The 14,822-nt window shown below is 71.7% G+C and carries 19 protein-coding genes; 12 read left to right on the top strand and 7 right to left on the bottom strand.

The window, feature by feature from the left end; genetic code table 11:
• Nucleotides 1-128 precede the first annotated feature (128 nt).
• From ACFY04_RS20960 to ACFY04_RS20980, 5 genes are all read left to right on the top strand, one after another.
• A complete protein-coding gene (locus ACFY04_RS20960) occupies nucleotides 129-1,100 on the top strand; it encodes an acyl-ACP desaturase (RefSeq protein WP_389118648.1) in 972 nt (323 codons plus the stop codon).
• Nucleotides 1,101-1,172: 72 nt separating this feature from the next.
• On the top strand, nucleotides 1,173-1,475 hold the full coding sequence (locus ACFY04_RS20965; protein ID WP_189741076.1) for a hypothetical protein: 303 nt from the start codon (nucleotides 1,173-1,175) through the stop codon (nucleotides 1,473-1,475).
• On the top strand, nucleotides 1,468-2,601 hold the full coding sequence (locus ACFY04_RS20970) for a hypothetical protein (protein ID WP_389118649.1): 1,134 nt from the start codon (nucleotides 1,468-1,470) through the stop codon (nucleotides 2,599-2,601). Before ACFY04_RS20965 ends, ACFY04_RS20970 begins: the two co-directional genes overlap by 8 nt.
• A complete protein-coding gene (locus tag ACFY04_RS20975) occupies nucleotides 2,598-3,218 on the top strand; it encodes a hypothetical protein (RefSeq protein WP_389118651.1) in 621 nt (206 codons plus the stop codon). The genes ACFY04_RS20970 and ACFY04_RS20975 overlap by 4 nt, the downstream gene beginning before the upstream one ends.
• Before the next feature lie 164 nt (nucleotides 3,219-3,382).
• Nucleotides 3,383-3,796, top strand: coding sequence for a hypothetical protein (locus tag ACFY04_RS20980; RefSeq protein WP_389118652.1), 414 nt, complete (start codon nucleotides 3,383-3,385; stop codon nucleotides 3,794-3,796).
• On the opposite strand, the gene ACFY04_RS20985 is transcribed toward ACFY04_RS20980, so the two are convergent.
• Together ACFY04_RS20985 and ACFY04_RS20990 are read right to left on the bottom strand one after the other, a co-directional pair.
• A complete protein-coding gene (locus ACFY04_RS20985; protein ID WP_314246429.1) occupies nucleotides 3,797-4,045 on the bottom strand; it encodes a WhiB family transcriptional regulator in 249 nt (82 codons plus the stop codon).
• A gap of 57 nt (nucleotides 4,046-4,102) precedes the next feature.
• Complete coding sequence (locus ACFY04_RS20990; RefSeq protein ID WP_389118654.1) at nucleotides 4,103-4,897, bottom strand: VOC family protein; 795 nt, start codon at nucleotides 4,895-4,897, stop codon at nucleotides 4,103-4,105.
• Nucleotides 4,898-5,039: 142 nt separating this feature from the next.
• Between ACFY04_RS20990 and ACFY04_RS20995 the strand changes: the two genes are divergently transcribed.
• On the top strand, nucleotides 5,040-5,702 hold the full coding sequence (locus ACFY04_RS20995) for a TetR/AcrR family transcriptional regulator (protein ID WP_389118655.1): 663 nt from the start codon (nucleotides 5,040-5,042) through the stop codon (nucleotides 5,700-5,702).
• A 9-nt stretch (nucleotides 5,703-5,711) separates the two neighbouring features.
• On the opposite strand, the gene ACFY04_RS21000 is transcribed toward ACFY04_RS20995, so the two are convergent.
• On the bottom strand, nucleotides 5,712-6,596 hold the full coding sequence (locus ACFY04_RS21000; RefSeq protein WP_389118656.1) for an alpha/beta fold hydrolase: 885 nt from the start codon (nucleotides 6,594-6,596) through the stop codon (nucleotides 5,712-5,714).
• Nucleotides 6,597-6,789: 193 nt separating this feature from the next.
• Between ACFY04_RS21000 and ACFY04_RS21005 the strand changes: the two genes are divergently transcribed.
• From ACFY04_RS21005 to ACFY04_RS21015, 3 genes are all read left to right on the top strand, one after another.
• Complete coding sequence (locus ACFY04_RS21005) at nucleotides 6,790-7,017, top strand: hypothetical protein (protein ID WP_389118658.1); 228 nt, start codon at nucleotides 6,790-6,792, stop codon at nucleotides 7,015-7,017.
• A gap of 139 nt (nucleotides 7,018-7,156) precedes the next feature.
• Entirely contained in the window at nucleotides 7,157-7,591 is a 435-nt protein-coding gene (locus ACFY04_RS21010) for a MarR family winged helix-turn-helix transcriptional regulator (RefSeq protein WP_389118659.1), read from the top strand.
• The gene (locus tag ACFY04_RS21015; protein ID WP_389118660.1) at nucleotides 7,588-7,995 is read left to right on the top strand and encodes a hypothetical protein; all 408 of its coding nucleotides are present in this window, start codon (nucleotides 7,588-7,590) and stop codon (nucleotides 7,993-7,995) included. The genes ACFY04_RS21010 and ACFY04_RS21015 overlap by 4 nt, the downstream gene beginning before the upstream one ends.
• 27 nt (nucleotides 7,996-8,022) lie before the next feature.
• Here the strand turns inward: ACFY04_RS21015 and ligD are convergent, their stop codons facing one another.
• Nucleotides 8,023-9,042 carry a non-homologous end-joining DNA ligase gene (ligD, locus tag ACFY04_RS21020; RefSeq protein WP_301364855.1) on the bottom strand — a complete coding sequence of 340 codons (1,020 nt, stop codon included), beginning with the start codon at nucleotides 9,040-9,042 and terminating at the stop codon, nucleotides 8,023-8,025.
• 75 nt (nucleotides 9,043-9,117) lie between these two features.
• Between ligD and ACFY04_RS21025 the strand changes: the two genes are divergently transcribed.
• Nucleotides 9,118-10,215, top strand: coding sequence for an ATP-dependent DNA ligase (locus ACFY04_RS21025; protein ID WP_389118662.1), 1,098 nt, complete (start codon nucleotides 9,118-9,120; stop codon nucleotides 10,213-10,215).
• Between the two features lie 48 nt (nucleotides 10,216-10,263).
• Here ACFY04_RS21025 and ACFY04_RS21030 read toward each other — a convergent pair whose 3' ends face one another.
• Together ACFY04_RS21030 and ACFY04_RS21035 are read right to left on the bottom strand one after the other, a co-directional pair.
• Nucleotides 10,264-11,664: an FAD-dependent oxidoreductase gene (locus ACFY04_RS21030; RefSeq protein ID WP_389118664.1), complete on the bottom strand. Its 1,401-nt coding sequence runs from the start codon at nucleotides 11,662-11,664 to the stop codon at nucleotides 10,264-10,266.
• A gap of 204 nt (nucleotides 11,665-11,868) precedes the next feature.
• Nucleotides 11,869-12,846 (bottom strand): NAD(P)/FAD-dependent oxidoreductase, encoded by a 978-nt coding sequence (locus ACFY04_RS21035; protein ID WP_389118665.1) that lies wholly within the window; start codon nucleotides 12,844-12,846, stop codon nucleotides 11,869-11,871.
• Nucleotides 12,847-12,912: 66 nt separating this feature from the next.
• On the opposite strand from ACFY04_RS21035, the gene ACFY04_RS21040 reads away from it, so the two are divergent.
• Together ACFY04_RS21040 and ACFY04_RS21045 are read left to right on the top strand one after the other, a co-directional pair.
• A complete protein-coding gene (locus ACFY04_RS21040; RefSeq protein ID WP_389118667.1) occupies nucleotides 12,913-13,530 on the top strand; it encodes a helix-turn-helix domain-containing protein in 618 nt (205 codons plus the stop codon).
• Nucleotides 13,527-14,018: an NUDIX hydrolase gene (locus ACFY04_RS21045; RefSeq protein WP_389118669.1), complete on the top strand. Its 492-nt coding sequence runs from the start codon at nucleotides 13,527-13,529 to the stop codon at nucleotides 14,016-14,018. Before ACFY04_RS21040 ends, ACFY04_RS21045 begins: the two co-directional genes overlap by 4 nt.
• Before the next feature lie 70 nt (nucleotides 14,019-14,088).
• Here the strand turns inward: ACFY04_RS21045 and ACFY04_RS21050 are convergent, their stop codons facing one another.
• The gene (locus ACFY04_RS21050; protein WP_389118671.1) at nucleotides 14,089-14,751 is read right to left on the bottom strand and encodes a GPP34 family phosphoprotein; all 663 of its coding nucleotides are present in this window, start codon (nucleotides 14,749-14,751) and stop codon (nucleotides 14,089-14,091) included.
• Nucleotides 14,752-14,822: the final 71 nt, after the last annotated feature.

The raw sequence follows: 14,822 nt of genomic DNA on the forward strand, positions 1-14,822 counted from the left end.
TGCATAGATAACTGGATGTAACCGGACATACCCCTACTGGGGGGTTGGCTGGCCTTGATGTCACGCTTAACCTACGACTCCGTAGGCTACGGAACCGTAGGTAATTCGCTTTGCACCCAGGAGTACCCGTGACGATCACCTCTCCCCACCTCGGCAGCTCGGAGGCGTGGACGGACGCCAAGCTGCTGTTCGCGCTGGAAGAGGTGGTCGAAAAGGAGCTCAACCGCCATCTGAAGGTCACCAAGGACTGGATGCCCCACGAGTACGTCCCGTGGAGCGAGGGCCGGAACTTCCCGGGCTTCTTCGAGGACGGCGAAGCCTGGGACCCGCAGCAGTCCAAGGTCACCGACATCGGCAAGATCGCGCTGGTCGTGAACCTGCTGACCGAGGACAACCTCCCCAGCTACCACCACGAGATCGCGACGCTCTTCGGCCGCAACGGCGCCTGGGGCACGTGGGTGCACCGCTGGACCGCCGAGGAGGGCCGCCACGGCATCGTGATGCGCGACTACCTGCTGGCCTCGCGCGCCGTGGACCCGGACAAGCTGGAAGCGTTCCGCATGCAGCACATGTCGGAGGGGTTCGAGTCCGACAACCGCCACTCGATGCTGCACTCGGTGGCGTACGTGGCCTTCCAGGAGCTCGCGACCCGCATCTCGCACCGCAACACCGGCCACCAGTCCGGTGACCCCGTATGCGACCGGATGCTGGCCCGCATCGCGCAGGACGAGAACCTGCACATGGTCTTCTACCGCAACCTGCTGGGCGCGGCCTTCGAGCTCGCCCCGGACCTGACCATGCAGGCCGTACGGGATGTCGTCGTGAACTTCCGGATGCCCGGACACGGCATGCCCGGCTTCGAGCGGATGGCCGCGCAGATGGCCATCGGCGGGGTCTACAACCTGCGGATCCACCACGACGACGTGCTGAGCCCCGTGATCCGCTTCCTCAAGATCATGGACATCGACGGCCTCGGCCCCGAGGGCCAGAAGGCCCAGGAAGAGCTCGGGCTGTTCATGAACGGCCTGGACTCCGAGGCCCGCAAGTTCGACGAGAAGCTGGCCGCCCGCGCGGCCCGTATCGCCGCCCGCAAGGGCTGACCGATTTCCGCTCGCTCGGGCGAGTGATGCCGATTGCCCTGGCAGAGCCGCGCTCTGCCAGGGTTTCGCGTCATGACCTCGCTCCAGGTGGACATCGACCAGCTGACCCGTCTGACACGCGCCCTGGACTCCTCCCTGGTCTCCCTGCGGGAGGCCCGGCGCGCGCTGGACCACGTACGGCCCGATCAGCTGGGCACAGCGGACCTCGACGCGGCGTGTGACGGCTTCCAGGAACGCTGGGCCTACGGCACGCAGGAGCTGACCAAACGCGTCAAGGACGTACGGGAGGGCGTGGACCGCAGCGCCGCGGAGTACGCGGAGCTCGATCAGGCCGTCCGTGCGGCCTTCCTCCGGGCGGCGGCCGCGCGTGACTGAGCACGCGGCGCTGGGCTTCGACCCGGCCCCCGGAAATCCCGCGACGGTCCTGGCCCTGGCCAAGAAGCTCAGCGCCTCGGCCACCTCCCTCGGGGAGGCCTCCCGGGTGGTGAAGGACCTGGTCTCCCACAGTTCGGCCTGGCAGGGCGAGGCCGCCACCGCCTTCCGCGCCTCCCTCTCGCAGGACCTCCCCCGCTACCTCGGCGCGGCCCACACCTCCCTCGCGGAGGCGGCCCGCCGGCTCACGGGGTGGCACGACACCCTGGTCTCCCACCGCGCACTGGCCACCCGGTACGAGGCCCAGGCCGCGGCGGCGAAGACGGAAGAGGCCCTCACCGATGCCCGCCGCCTGGCCCGCGAGCTCGCCGCTGAGCACGGCACGGCCGCCCGCCGGGTGGCCCAGACCCTGAACGCGGCGACGGACCGACTGGCCCCGAAGGAACCGGGCCTGCTGGCCTCCATCTGGAACAAGATCGTCGACGACCCGGCGGACGCGATGTCGAACGCGTCGGCGATCCTGGGTGCGATCGGGGCGGGCGTGGCCCTTGTCTGCCCGCCGGCGGGACTCGCGATCATGCTCGTCGGGAGCGGCCTGTCCTTGGCGGCTCTGGCGATGCACACCTCGGACCCGAAGTTCCGCAAGTCCCTGTCCGACGGATTCACGAAGGGCCAGTTCGACGCGGACTTCTGGAAGAGCAGCGTGACGCTCCTCGGAGACACGGCGGGCGCGGTACCGGGTGTCGCAGCGGTTGCCTCCGGCGCCAAGGCGGGCACGGCAGCCGCCCGAGCGGCGATGGCCGCGGCGCCGGAAGGCAGCGCGGTGGTGGGGCTGGCTCCTGGGGCCACCGCGTTCAGGCAGGCGGCATGGAGCACCTCGGATGACCTGCGTCAGTTGGAGAGCCCGCTCACCGGATGGGCCATGCGGTCGTCGACTCCGGATGCCAGGGAACGCGTCGGCGTGGCGGTGGCAGTTACAGGTGCGGTAACCGCCGCAGGAGACTACGGCCCGGACAACGAGGCGGTCGAACAGAGTTCGACGGCTGTGGACGGCACCCGAGGAGTCTTGGAAGACGCCCCCTCAGCCATCAGGAAGTCGGGCCATGTCTGGTCGGTGCTGCGGCCATGACGCAGCAGAGCAGCATCCCGCCGGTCTGGTTCCGCCTGCCCCCGGGCTTCCATGACATCGGCCCTGGCGACGCAGCATCCTTGGACGCATTCGCTGAAGCCCTGGACAGCCCGACTGCCCAAGGGGAACTGTCCCAGCTCATGGACGGGCTTGAGGAACTGGCGGGGCACGACGTCGTACACACCGCGCTCGGCTTCCATCCCGAGGAGCCGGCCGGGGTCACCACCTCCGTGTTCTCCCTGACGATCCGGCGGGTCGAGCAGCCCAACCCCCGGCTCGCCGCGGCACGTACGGCTCTGGCCATCGCCCGCTCAGCGCTGTGGACCAGCTCGGTCCGCAGGTTCATCGACTTGCCGTCGGCTCTTCCGTGTTGTCTGGTCGCCGGGATCATTTCCGTCCCGGATATCGAGCATCAGCTGTTTCAGGCCAGGGTCGCAACGGTGCATCCGGATGGACTCCACTTGCTCGTCCTCGATCTGACCAGCGCGTGCACCGAGCATGCCGAGGCCTATACGGACATCCTCGAAGCGGTGGCGCACACGCTCCAGTTCACCGATCCCGACCCGGGTGCGCCGAAGGCCACCGGAACTTCACGCATCCTAGAGGTACTCCTATGAGCGTGGCGCTCACCAAGGCGGCCTGGGACCACCCTCCGACGGTGGTCGGCTACAAACGGTTGTCCGTCCGACGCTTCAATTGGGTACTCAGCCTCGGTGGTCCTCCACTGGCCGCCCTGGCCTGCATCGGTGTCGTTCCGTACGCGGGAATGACCCTCGCCCTCTTGATCATTCTCACCACCCCCTACTTGCCCTGGGTGATCGTCGCCTACTTCCGGCGGCGCCGTGTCGCCGCCGTGCTTCAGGCCTACCCTTGGCGCGAGTTCCCGTGCCGACACCAGCGCAGGGTGAACGGAAGTCCCGCGACCGTTGCCATCCCCTTCCGGGAGGACTTCACGGCCATGTTCCGGATCATCCCGTTCCCCGTCCCGCTCGCAACATTGGAGGACGAACACCCGGACCGGATCTGGTTCGCCGGGGACCCCCGATTCGGTGGCGTCGTATCGCCCGTCGGGGGGCATTACCCCGTGCGCGTCGTGCCCCACACGCCGCGCAGGGAGGAGTGCGGTGGTGAGGGGTTCGACCTCGCGCGGCGCGTGGGGCTGGTCCGTGGGAGTGGGAAGGGGACGCGCACCTGATCAGCTGCGGCGGGGGCGCAGGGCCTGGCGCTCGGCCTCCGAGAGGCCGCCCCAGACTCCGAAGCGCTCGTCGTTGGCCAGGGCATACTCCAAGCACGCCGCTCGCCCCTCGCAGGCCCCGCAGAGCCGCTTGGCGTCGCGCAGCGAGGAACCGGGCTCCGGGAAGAAGAAGCCGGGGCCCGTCTGGGCGCACAGGGCGAGGTCGTACCAAGCGGTGTCAGTGGTTGCGGCAGTGGTGTTAATCGACATGCCGGAGATCCTGACCGCCGCCGATGGACGTCCGATCAACGACTGATCAACAACTCGTCATGACCCGGGTGCGGGTGCGCTGGCTATGACCGCGAACCGCGCCCCGAAGGGGTCCGCCAGCTTGGCGAACCGGCCCACTCCCTCCATGGACTCCGGGGCGAGGCGCACCTTGCCGCCCGCCTCCTCCGCCTTCGCCGCCGCCGCGTCACAGTCGGCCACCTCGAAGTACGGCGTCCAGTAGGGCCGTTCGGCGTCCTCCACCGGGTCCGTGGAGATCGGCACCAGGCCGCCGAAGGCCGCCTCGTCCGCCGTGCCGGCCGGCCTGGCCATCGTGTACGTGCCGCCCTCGTAGGGCATCTCGCCCATCTCCCAGCCGAAGACCGCGCGGTAGAACTCGGCGGCCCCTGCCACGTCGCCCGTGTACAGCTCCGTCCAGCACAAGGTGCCCACGTCCGTCACCGCGCCCAGGCCGGTGTTCGTCCTCGGCTGCCATACCCCGAATCCCACGCGCGCCGGGTCGGCGCATATTGCCATCCGGCCGTAGTCCTGGACGCTCATCGGCGCGAACGTCACCGTGCCGCCGGCCTTCGTCACGGCCGCGGCCGTCGCGTCCGCGTCCGCGCTCTGGAAGTACACCTGCCAGGCGCAGGGGCCCTGCTCCGCCGGAACGGTCATACCGCCCGCGACGGTCTTGCCGCCGAGGTGGAACATCCCGTACCCGCCGACCTCCTCGCTGCCCGCCTGGAAGTCCCAGCCGAACAGTGCCCCGTAGAAGTCGGCTGCGCCTCCGATGTCGGGCGTGCCGAGGTCCACCCAGTTCGGGGAGCCGTCCTTGTAGTCAGTGGTGAGCATGGCCCGCACTCCTTCCGGCCCCGGTTCTTCGGTTCTTCGGTTCTTCGAGCGCTGTCCTTCCTCTTCGAGCATCGCACCCGCCACTGACAGCGGTCCCCTTCCCGCACCAAGTGAACGACCGTGCGTTCGGTAAGATGGCTCCATGGCTGACGGACGCGTGGAACGAGGCAACCAGACGCGGCGGACCGTTCTCGACCGGACGATGAACATCGCTTCCGTGGACGGTCTGGAAGGCCTGTCCCTGGGGAAGATCGCCGCGGATCTCGGCCTGAGCAAGAGCGGGGTGTTCGCGCTCTTCGGCTCCAAGGAGGACCTGCAGCTCGCCACCGTCCGTGCCGCCGTGGACGTGTTCAAGGACGAGGTGGTGCGGCCCGTGCACCGGGACCCCGACGGTCTCGCCAAGGTGTGGCGGCTGTGCGAGCGCTGGCTCGACTACTCCGGGCGCCGGGTCTTCCCCGGCGGATGCTTCTTCTACTCCGTCTCCGCGGAGTTCGACGCACGCCCCGGCCCCGTACGGGACGAGATCGCCAAGGCGCGGTCCGACTGGACGCGCTACATCGAGCGACTGCTGGACGAGGCCCGGCTGACGGGCGGGTTCCGGGATGCGTCCGACGCGGACGAGGTACCGCAGGTCGCCTTCGAGTTGACGGCCCTGATGGAACTGGCCAACGCGCATTCCGTCCTGCACGGCGACCCGCTGGCGTACGAGCGGGCCGCCCGGGGGATCCTCCGCCGGCTGCGCGCGGTGGCGGCCGCTCCGGACGAACTCCCGGAACGGCCGCCCGCGTTCAGCTCGCCTTCCTGACCCCGCTCCTCACGCCCGTCGCACGGTCGCGGGCACGGGCGTCGGCGCGGGCTCAGGCTCGGACAGCGCGAAATCGACCGCCGTCGCGACGATGTCCGGGTCGGCCAGGATGCGGCGGTGGCCGAGGCCCGTGGTCTCGATCAGCCGGGCCTGCGGGCCGTAGACGGCGGCGATCGCGCGGGACTGGGCGGGATCGATCACATCGTCCTCCGTGTCGTGGAAGAGGAGGATCGGCGCCCGCATGCCGGGGAGGCGACGGCGGGCGTCGAGGCGCTGCCAGATGTCGGGGTCGCCCGGGAAGAGACGGCGCTCGACATGGGTGCGCAGGGCGCGCCCGACCCCCTCGCCGAGGTTCAGCCCGGCCCGGAACCGCTCCACGAGGTAGTCGAAGTGGGCCACGCCCCCGATGCAGACGACACGGTCGGCCCGCATGCCGTCGTGCAGCATGGAGAAGGTGGCGAGCACGCCGAAAGAGTGGGCCACGACGGCCGAGAAGACGCCGTGCTCCGCGTGCAGTCGGCCGATGATGGCGCGGTAGTCACGGATCGTGGAGGCCCGGCCGTCCGACTCCCCGTGCCCCGGGGCGTCGAAGGCGATCACGGTACGGCCTTGGGCGCGCAGGGCATCGACGAAGCCGGCGAACCGCGACGCGCGCGAGGACCAGCCGTGCACGAGCAGCACGGGCCGGTCCCCGTCCCCCCAGCGGTAGGTGGTCACGGCCGTGCCGTGCACGACCATCCGCCCGCTCTCCGCCCGCGCCATCACCTCCACCTCCTCGGGCCGTAGCCGCGCACGCCCGAGGGGGCGGACGAAGAGCGCGAAGGCCCGGGGCCCGGCCAGTCCCGGGGCGAGCCGGCTGGTGATGTTGAGGGTGGTGCTCAGGAGTGAAGCCATGGGGTGCATGTGCGGGTTCTCCGGAATTCTCCTCAGGGCAGCCAGATGCCGATGGCGAGCCGATGGCGAGATATTAGCACGATCGTTCGTGTTGTTTCATGGCCAACTCCACCCCGGACTGCATCCTTTGGCTTACCGCGATTTCGGCCCTGCGGAGGACGATCTTGCGGCGCCACCGCGAGAGGGTTGATCCGTGCGAACAACCATCGGATACACCGTCGAAAGCATCGGCTACGTCGTAGGAGCCCAGGGGCTCGTCAGCTTCGCTTCGCAGGCCTTCTTCGGCACGGAGTGGGGCTGGATGCACAAGGTCGTCGACCTTCCGTCCACCGCCTACCTCGGCATCGCCGCCGTGGGGCTGGCGCTCATCGTCGGCGGAGTGAAGACACGGAAGGCGCCCGAGCGCCAGCAGGTCGCCTGACCTGCGGGCCTTTCAGCCCGGGGCTCCCATTCCCGTGTCGTGGCGGCCGAAGCCCGCAGGCCGCCTGTCGCGTGACCGCGCTTACGGAGGGCGGCCCGCCCCTTGCAGCAGATGCAACGAAATCGTATAGTTCGAAAACGTGAAGTCCGAAACCGTGTCACCCGAGTGGTCGGCCCTGCTCGCGCTCCAGCGGGCCACCCATGCCACCCTCCAGGTACTCGCCACCGAGCTGGCCGACCTGGATCTGACCGCCTCCGAGATCAACGCGCTGGCCAATCTCGCCGACGGCCACGGGCGCACCGTGTCCGAGCTGGGAACGGCCGTGGGCGCCCGGCCCAGCACGCTGACCAGCGTGCTGGACCGCCTGGAGCGGCGTGGTCACATCACCCGGGGCGCCCGTCCCGGAGACCGCCGGGCGGTGCTCGTCGAGCTCACCGACTCCGGGCAGCTGGCCGCCGCGACGATCCGGCGGGCCATCGCCGATCTGGAGCGCCGCGCGCTCGGCGGCCTGTCCGCCGAGGCCGTCTCCGGGCTGCGCGCAGCACTGCAAGCCCTGACCGAGGTGACCCGATGACCGAGCCCGCCTTTGACGCGTTGATGGCCGAAGTGATGGCGACCGCCGAGCGGTTCGGCCACCGGGAGCACGTCCACCTGACCTGGCTGGCCGTGCGCCGCTGCGGCATACCCGCGGCGATCGGCCTGGTCAGCGACGGCATCCAACGGACCGCCCGCTACGCGGGTGCGCCGCAGAAGTACCACGCGACCGTCAGCCGCGCCTGGGTGGAGCTGGTCGGGTACTACGCGGCCGAGTCCGGCGACGACGACTACGCCGCCTTCGCCGACCGCCACCCCGCACTGCTCGACAAGCGCCTGCTGACGCACTACTACCGTCCGGCCACGCTGGCCGCCCCGCGGGCGAAGGACGGTTGGGTGGAACCCGACCTCGCCCCCTTCCCCATGCAGGACGCCGCCACGTAGCGCCCGCAGCCGGCAGCCCGCAGCCCGTCAGTCCTCGTGCTTCGCCCGGCTGGGCTGGACGCGCTTGGGTTCGCCCGGCATCTTCGGGTAGTCCGGGGGGTAGGGCATGTCCCCCAGCCCGTGCTCGTGTTCGTCGCGGGCCGCGAGTTCCAGTACGGCGTCGAGAGCGAAGGCGTGCTCGTCCATGTCCGCGTGCAGATCGCCCAGTTCGGCGAAGCGGGCCGGCATCGTCACGATGTCGAAGTCGCGGGGCTCCGCGTCGTCCACCTCGTCCCAGCGCAGCGGCGCCGAAACCGGCGCGTGCGGGCGGGGGCGGACGGAGTAGGCGGAGGCGATCGTGCGGTCGCGTGCCGTCTGGTTGTAGTCGACGAAGATCCGCTCGCCGCGTTCCTCCTTCCACCAGGCCGTCGTGACCTTGCCCGGCATGCGGCGTTCCAGTTCCCGGCCGAGGGCGATGGCGCACCGCCGGACCTCGGTGAAGGTCCAGCGCGGCTCGATCGGCACGAACACGTGCAGTCCGCGGCCGCCCGAGGTCTTGGGCCAGCCGCGCAGGCCCAACTCCTCCAGCAGGGCTCGCAGTTCATGGGCGGCCGCCACCGCGTGGTGGTAGTCGGTGCCCGGCTGCGGGTCCAGGTCGATCCGGAGCTCGTCGGGACGGTCGGTGTCCTCGCGCCGCACCGGCCAGGGATGGAAGGTGAGACACCCCAGATTGGCCGCCCACAGGACGGCGGCCGGTTCGGTCGGGCAGATCTCGTCGGCCGTGCGGCCGCTCGGGAAGGCGATGTGAGCGGTGGGGATCCAGTCGGGAAGGTTCTTCGGCGCCCGCTTCTGGAAGAAGGACTCGCCCTCCACCCCGTCCGGGAAGCGCTCCAGCGTCGTCGGCCGGTTGCGCAGGGCGCGCGTGATGCCGGGCGCGACCGCCAGGTAGTACTCGGCCACATGCCGCTTGGTGAGGCCCCGCTCCGGGAAGTACACCTTGTCCGGGCTGGACAGCCGTACCTTCCGCCCGCCCGCGTCCAGCTCGATCGCATTACCGGCAGCACCCATGTGCGCCACGGTAGGCGGGCCCGGTCAAGCGCGCATACCGGGCGGGTCCGGACGTACCACCGCAGAATCGAAGGCATGGATCTGCCAGTGATGCCGCCCGTGAAGCCGATGCTCGCCAAGTCCGTCGCAAAGATCCCGCCGGGGATGCAGTACGAGGCCAAGTGGGACGGTTTCCGGGCCATCGTGCATCGCGACGGCGACGAGGTCGAAATCGGCAGCCGCACGGGCAAGTCTCTGACCAGGTATTTCCCCGAGCTGGTCACGGCTCTCAAGAGCAACCTGCCCGCCCGTTGCGTCATGGACGGTGAGATCGTCATCGTTCATGGCGGGCGCCTCGATTTCGACCGGCTGACCGAGCGGATCCATCCCGCGCAGTCCCGCGTCGCCCTGCTGGCCGAGACGACCCCCGCCAGCTTCGTCGCCTTCGACCTGCTCGCCCTGGGCGACGACCCGCTGCTCGACACCCCGCTCGCCGACCGCCGTGCCGCCCTCGTCCGTTCCCTCTCCACCGCTCGGCCCCCCGTGCATCTCGCGCCCGCGACCACCGATCCCGCGCTCGCGCAGGAGTGGTTCGAGCGATTCGAGGGCGCCGGGCTCGACGGGGTGATCGCCAAACCCCTCGATCTCCTCTACCGGCCCGATGCCCGCCTCATGTTCAAGGTCAAACACGAACGTACCGCCGACGTCGTCGTCGCGGGTTTCCGTTTCCACAAGAGCGGTCCGATTGTCGGATCGCTGCTGCTCGGCCTGTACGACGGCCACGGCACCCTCCAGCACGTCGGCGTGTGCGCCGCCTTCCCCATGAAGCGCCGCGCCGAGCTGGTGGAGGAACTCGAACCCCTGCGGATGCCCGACCCGACTGGCCACCCGTGGGCCGCCTGGGCCGAGGAGTCCGCCCACGAGAGTGCCCGGCTGCCCGGAGCGCAGAGCCGATGGACCGGCAAGAAGGACCTGTCCTGGGTGCCGCTGCGACCCGAGCGGGTCGTCGAGGTGAAGTACGACCACATGGAGGGCGACCGCTTCCGGCACACCGCCCAGTTCCACCGCTGGCGGGCCGACCGGACACCCGAGAGCTGCACCTATGCCCAGTTGGAGGAGGTCGTCGGCTACGACCTCGCCGAGGTGCTCGGCCCCACCGCCGGCGCCCCCGATGCCGACGGCGCCCCCGGCTGAGCGGCCACCACCGCCCGGCCACCACCGCCCGGCCGCCACCGCCCCGCCTCAGCCCGCCGTCAGCTTCTCCCACTCCTCCCGGTCCGGCCCCGTCGCGTTCGACACGTAGTGCGGCCGAGCCGCCAGCCAGCGCGCCACCCTCGCGCGGATCTCCGGATCCGCGTACGCCCGCTCCGGCGGCTCCGCCAGGTGCCGGACCCTCGCCCGCGCCCGCATCACCTCCGGGTCCTCCAGCGCGCAGTCGAACAGCGCGGACACCTCGCGCGCCGTCCCGCCCCGCCCCGCCCGGGTCGCGAAGCGCTCCCCGATGGCCGCGTCCGCGACGACCTGGAAGTCGAACCACGGCTTCAGGGTGCGCTCCGCCCAGGCGTGGTGATCGGCGGCGTACCGCGCCGATCCCGGGTCCCGGTGCGCCGTACGGGCCACCCTGCGCGCGGCCCACAGCGCGAGCGAGGTGCCCTGCCCGAGGGTCGGGTTGGTGTGCGTGATCGAGTCCCCGACCGGCACCAGCCCGGTCACCACCGGGCCCCCTTCGTCGACCAGCGCGCTCCACCGGTTGTCCAGGCTCGCCGTGGCCAGGACCCCCGACAGCGGTTCGGCGCCCAGTCCCAGCCAGGCCGCGCCGGGCGGGAAGGCGCGCGCCGCCGCCTCGAAGACGGCGGGGTCGCGCAGCGCCGAGCGCGTGGAGTCGGCGGTGTGCACGAACAGCGTCACGGCGAACACCCGGTTGTCGGCCGGGAAGACGGCGCATCCGGCGAAGGGCCCGCCGGTCACCGCCCACGGCCGGCGCGGCCCCTCGTCCATGCCCGCGGGCAGCCGGTACCAGCGGCAGAAGTACGCGAGCCCGGTGCGGTGCCGTTCCACGACGGGCGGCCGACAGCCCGCCTCGGCCAGCCTGCGCTCGGTGCCGCCGCGCCGCCCGCCGGCGTCCACAACGAGGTCCCCCGGGTAACTCCCGCTCTCGGTGGTCACTCCCGTCACATGGATCCCGGCGCCCTCGGACGCCTCCGGGGCAGTGATCAGCCCGGTGGCCGGCTCCCCGTACCGGACGACGACTCCCGGTTCCGCGCGCAGCGCCGTGGCCAGCGCGCTCTCCAGCACGATGCGCCGGGCCTGCAGCATCACGAGGTCCTCGTCGCCCGGCCGCGCGGGCGGGCGTACGTCGAACCAGTCCAGCTCGTGCCGTTCGCGGGCGCCGAGCCGGAGCATCTCCTCGTGGACGTCGGGCAGATCACCGCGCAGGACGTTGCGGGCGGCTCCGAGCAGCACGTGCGGCTGGGCCGCCTGCGGTACGGCCGGCCGCCGCCAGCCGAAGAAGTCACGGTCGAGCGCCGTGCCCGGGGCCCGTGTATCGCGCTCGAAGACCTCCGCCGTGTGTCCGCGCCGCGCCGCGAGCAGCGCGGTGGCGGCCCCCGCGACACCTCCGCCGATGACCAGCACATGTGCCATGGAGCGTCCCCCCGAGCCGTTGGACCGTACGACGATCACACCGCCCAGAGCCTGCGCGAACGGGAGCCGACCGAAACCCGCACAGATGTCCGAGAATCGCTCCAGTGCTCGTCCCCGACGCCCCTGCGGCCCCCGACGCCCCCGTTCCCGCTCACCCCGCTCACCCCGCTCACCGGGCTCACCCCACTCACCGGGCGCATCCGCTCACCCGCCGGCGCCCGCGCGGTGGGCCTGAACGGCCCGCCGGGTCTCCGCCTCGATCAGGTCGGTATTGATGGCCACCGCCGCCCGCACCCCCTGGGCGGCCGCGCCCGGGACCTTCTCCAGCGGGGAGGTCACATTGCCCGCAACCCAGACCCCGTGCAGGGCGGTGGCTCCGGTGTCCGGATCCGACTCGACGCAGGTGCCGATCGCCCGGCCGTCCCGCTCCACCACCGTGGTCGGCAGGCCGAGGCCGGTCAGGACTCCCGAACGGGCGGTGAACCGCGGGGCGACCACCAGGGCCCGGCACTCCTCCACGGCGCCGCCCGCCAGGGTCACGCCGGTCAGCCGGTCGCCCTGGAGCACGAGCCCGGTCACCTCGCCCCCGACGACCCGGACACCGAGGGCGGCCAGCAGTTCCCGGTCCTCGGCGGTGAGCTGCCAGGTGTGCGCGAGCAGGGTGGTCCGCTCGCTCCACTGCCGCCAGAGCTGGGCCTGGTGCACGGCGAGGGGCCCGTCGGCCAGCACCGCGATCGGCTGGTCCCGGACCTCCCAGCCGTGGCAGTACGGGCAGTGCAGCACGTCCCGCCCCCAGCGCGCCCCGAGACCCGGCACGGCGGGAAGCTCGTCCACCAGGCCGGTGGCGACCAGCAGCCGGCGCGCCCGGACGGTCCTGCCGTCCCCGCAGCGGACCAGGAAACTCCCGTCGGGCAGCCGGTCCGCGGCGAGGGCCGTGCCCGGCCGGATCTCCCCGCCGTAGCCGGTCACCTCCGCGCGCCCCTTGGCCAGCAAGGCGGCGGGGCTCTCCCCGTCCTGCCCCAGATACCCGTGCATGTGCGCGGCCGGGGCGTTGCGCGGGCTGCCGGAGTCGATCACGAGTACCGAACGGCGGGCCCGGACCAGGGTGAGGGCCCCGGCCAGCCCGGCGGCCCCACCGCCCACGACCACCACGTCGAAGGAGCTGTCCCTTGCGTTGTCCATGCCTGCGAGGGTCCGCCCACAGCGGCCCGCTTGACAAATGTTGTTGCCGAAGCGGCAAATGGATCCATGGCCACCGAGGAGCAGGACGAGGAACTCGCCGGCGTGCTCACCGCCGTGGGCCCGCGGCTGCGCGCCCTGCGCCGGCAGCGTGGCACCACGCTGGCCCAGCTCAGCGAGACCACCGGCATCTCGCTCTCGACCCTCTCCCGGCTGGAGTCCGGGCAGCGCAGGCCGACGCTGGAGCTGCTGCTTCCGCTGGCCAGGGCGCACCGGGTGGCGCTCGACGAGCTGGTCGGCGCCCCGGAGACCGGGGACCCCCGGATCCGCCCGCGCCCCTTCGTCCGCCACGGCAGCACCTATGTGCCGCTGACGCGGAAGTTCAGCGGGGTGCACGCCTTCAAGCAGATCCTGCCGCCCCTCGACGGTCCGCCGCCCGAGCCCGAGCTGCAGGTCCACGAGGGCTACGAGTGGCTGTACGTGCTCTCCGGACGCATCCGGCTGCTGCTCGGCGGGCACGACCTCGTTCTCGGCCCCGGCGAAGCCGCCGAGTTCGACACGCGCACCCCGCACGCCTTCTTCAACGCGGGCCCGCAGCCCGCGGAGTTCCTCAGCCTCTTCGGTCCCCAGGGCGAGCGGATCCATGTCCGGGCCCGGCCCACCCCTCCATCGGAAGGACGTCCATGAGCACCACCCACGAACGCCCCGAGCGGGCCGCACCGCAGCCCCATGCCGTGGTCGGCGTCGGACTGGTCGTCCTGGCGGCGGACGGCCGGGTGCTGCTCGGCCAGGCGCACGACGGCCGCTGGGAGCTGCCCGGCGGCAAGGTCGACCCCGGGGAGGGCTTCGAGCAGGCCGCCGCCCGGGAACTCGCCGAGGAGACGGACCTGCGGGCGGCCCCGGAGGCGATCCGGGTCCTGTCCGTGCAGATCGACGCGCAGGCCGGCCTGACCCGGCTGACGGCGGCCGCCGTGACGACCTCGGCGGAGGGTGTTCCGGTCGTCACCGAACCCCACAAGATCACCCGCTGGCAGTGGTTCGCCCCCGCCGAGATCCCCTCGGCCCTCTACGCCCCGTCGGCGGGCGTGCTGCACGCGTGGCGCCCGGACCTCACCACGCTGCCGCACGTCCCCTCGTACGACTACCCGACCTCGGGCCCGGCTCCGGCCGCCTGAACGTCCGCCGCGCGCCCGCCCGGCCTGGCCCGCCTGGTGCCGTGACCGGCAGGCCTTTCCGGTCACAGCACTAGCTGGTGGCCGTCAGGACCGTCACCGCGGTCACGGCCACCATGGCGGCCTGCATGTCCCGGATGGCCGCCCGGACGCTCTCGGCCGCCCACTGGCCGGCGGCTATCTCCGCCATCCTCGCGGTCACCTCGTCGGACCGCCGGCCGGGGAAGGCGAGCCGGTGCAGCTTGGCCGAGTGGATCAGGGCGATGAGGCCCGCCGTGCGCTCGTCCGGCTCGGCGCCGCCGAGGACGACTTCGCGGAGCCGCTCGCGCAGGGCGCGCTCGACCGTGCCGTCCGCCTCCGGGTAGCGGCGCTGCGGGAACACCCCGAACACCTTGTGGACCTGCGCCACCACCAGCCCGCGCTCGCCCAGTCGCTCCAGGGCGGCACCGACCGCCTTGGGCTGGTCCTTCGTCAGCCAGTCCGTCACCCGGCGCTTGCCGCGGCCCCGCAGCCAGGTCTCCATCAGCCGGATCCGGCCGTCGAGCAGTTCTTCCCCGGTGGACTCGGTGTTCCTGAGCTCCAGGTACTTGCCCGACACCGACACCCGCTCCGCCATGACGAGTTCGAGCAGGAGCGCGCCCGCCACGGCCCAGCCCGCCGACTGCCGCTGCCGCGCCGCCCCGGACTCGTCGTCCAGGGACAGCAGCATGATCTCCTCGGCCAGTGTGATCCTCACGAGCGGCCCCCCGTCGTCCGTCTGCCGGTCCGGCTGTCCTACTGCCTCGTAGGGGATGACGGGCGACCGGC

Source organism: Streptomyces sp. NPDC001549 (assembly GCF_042894025.1).
GTDB classification, from domain to species: domain Bacteria; phylum Actinomycetota; class Actinomycetes; order Streptomycetales; family Streptomycetaceae; genus Streptomyces; species Streptomyces kutzneri.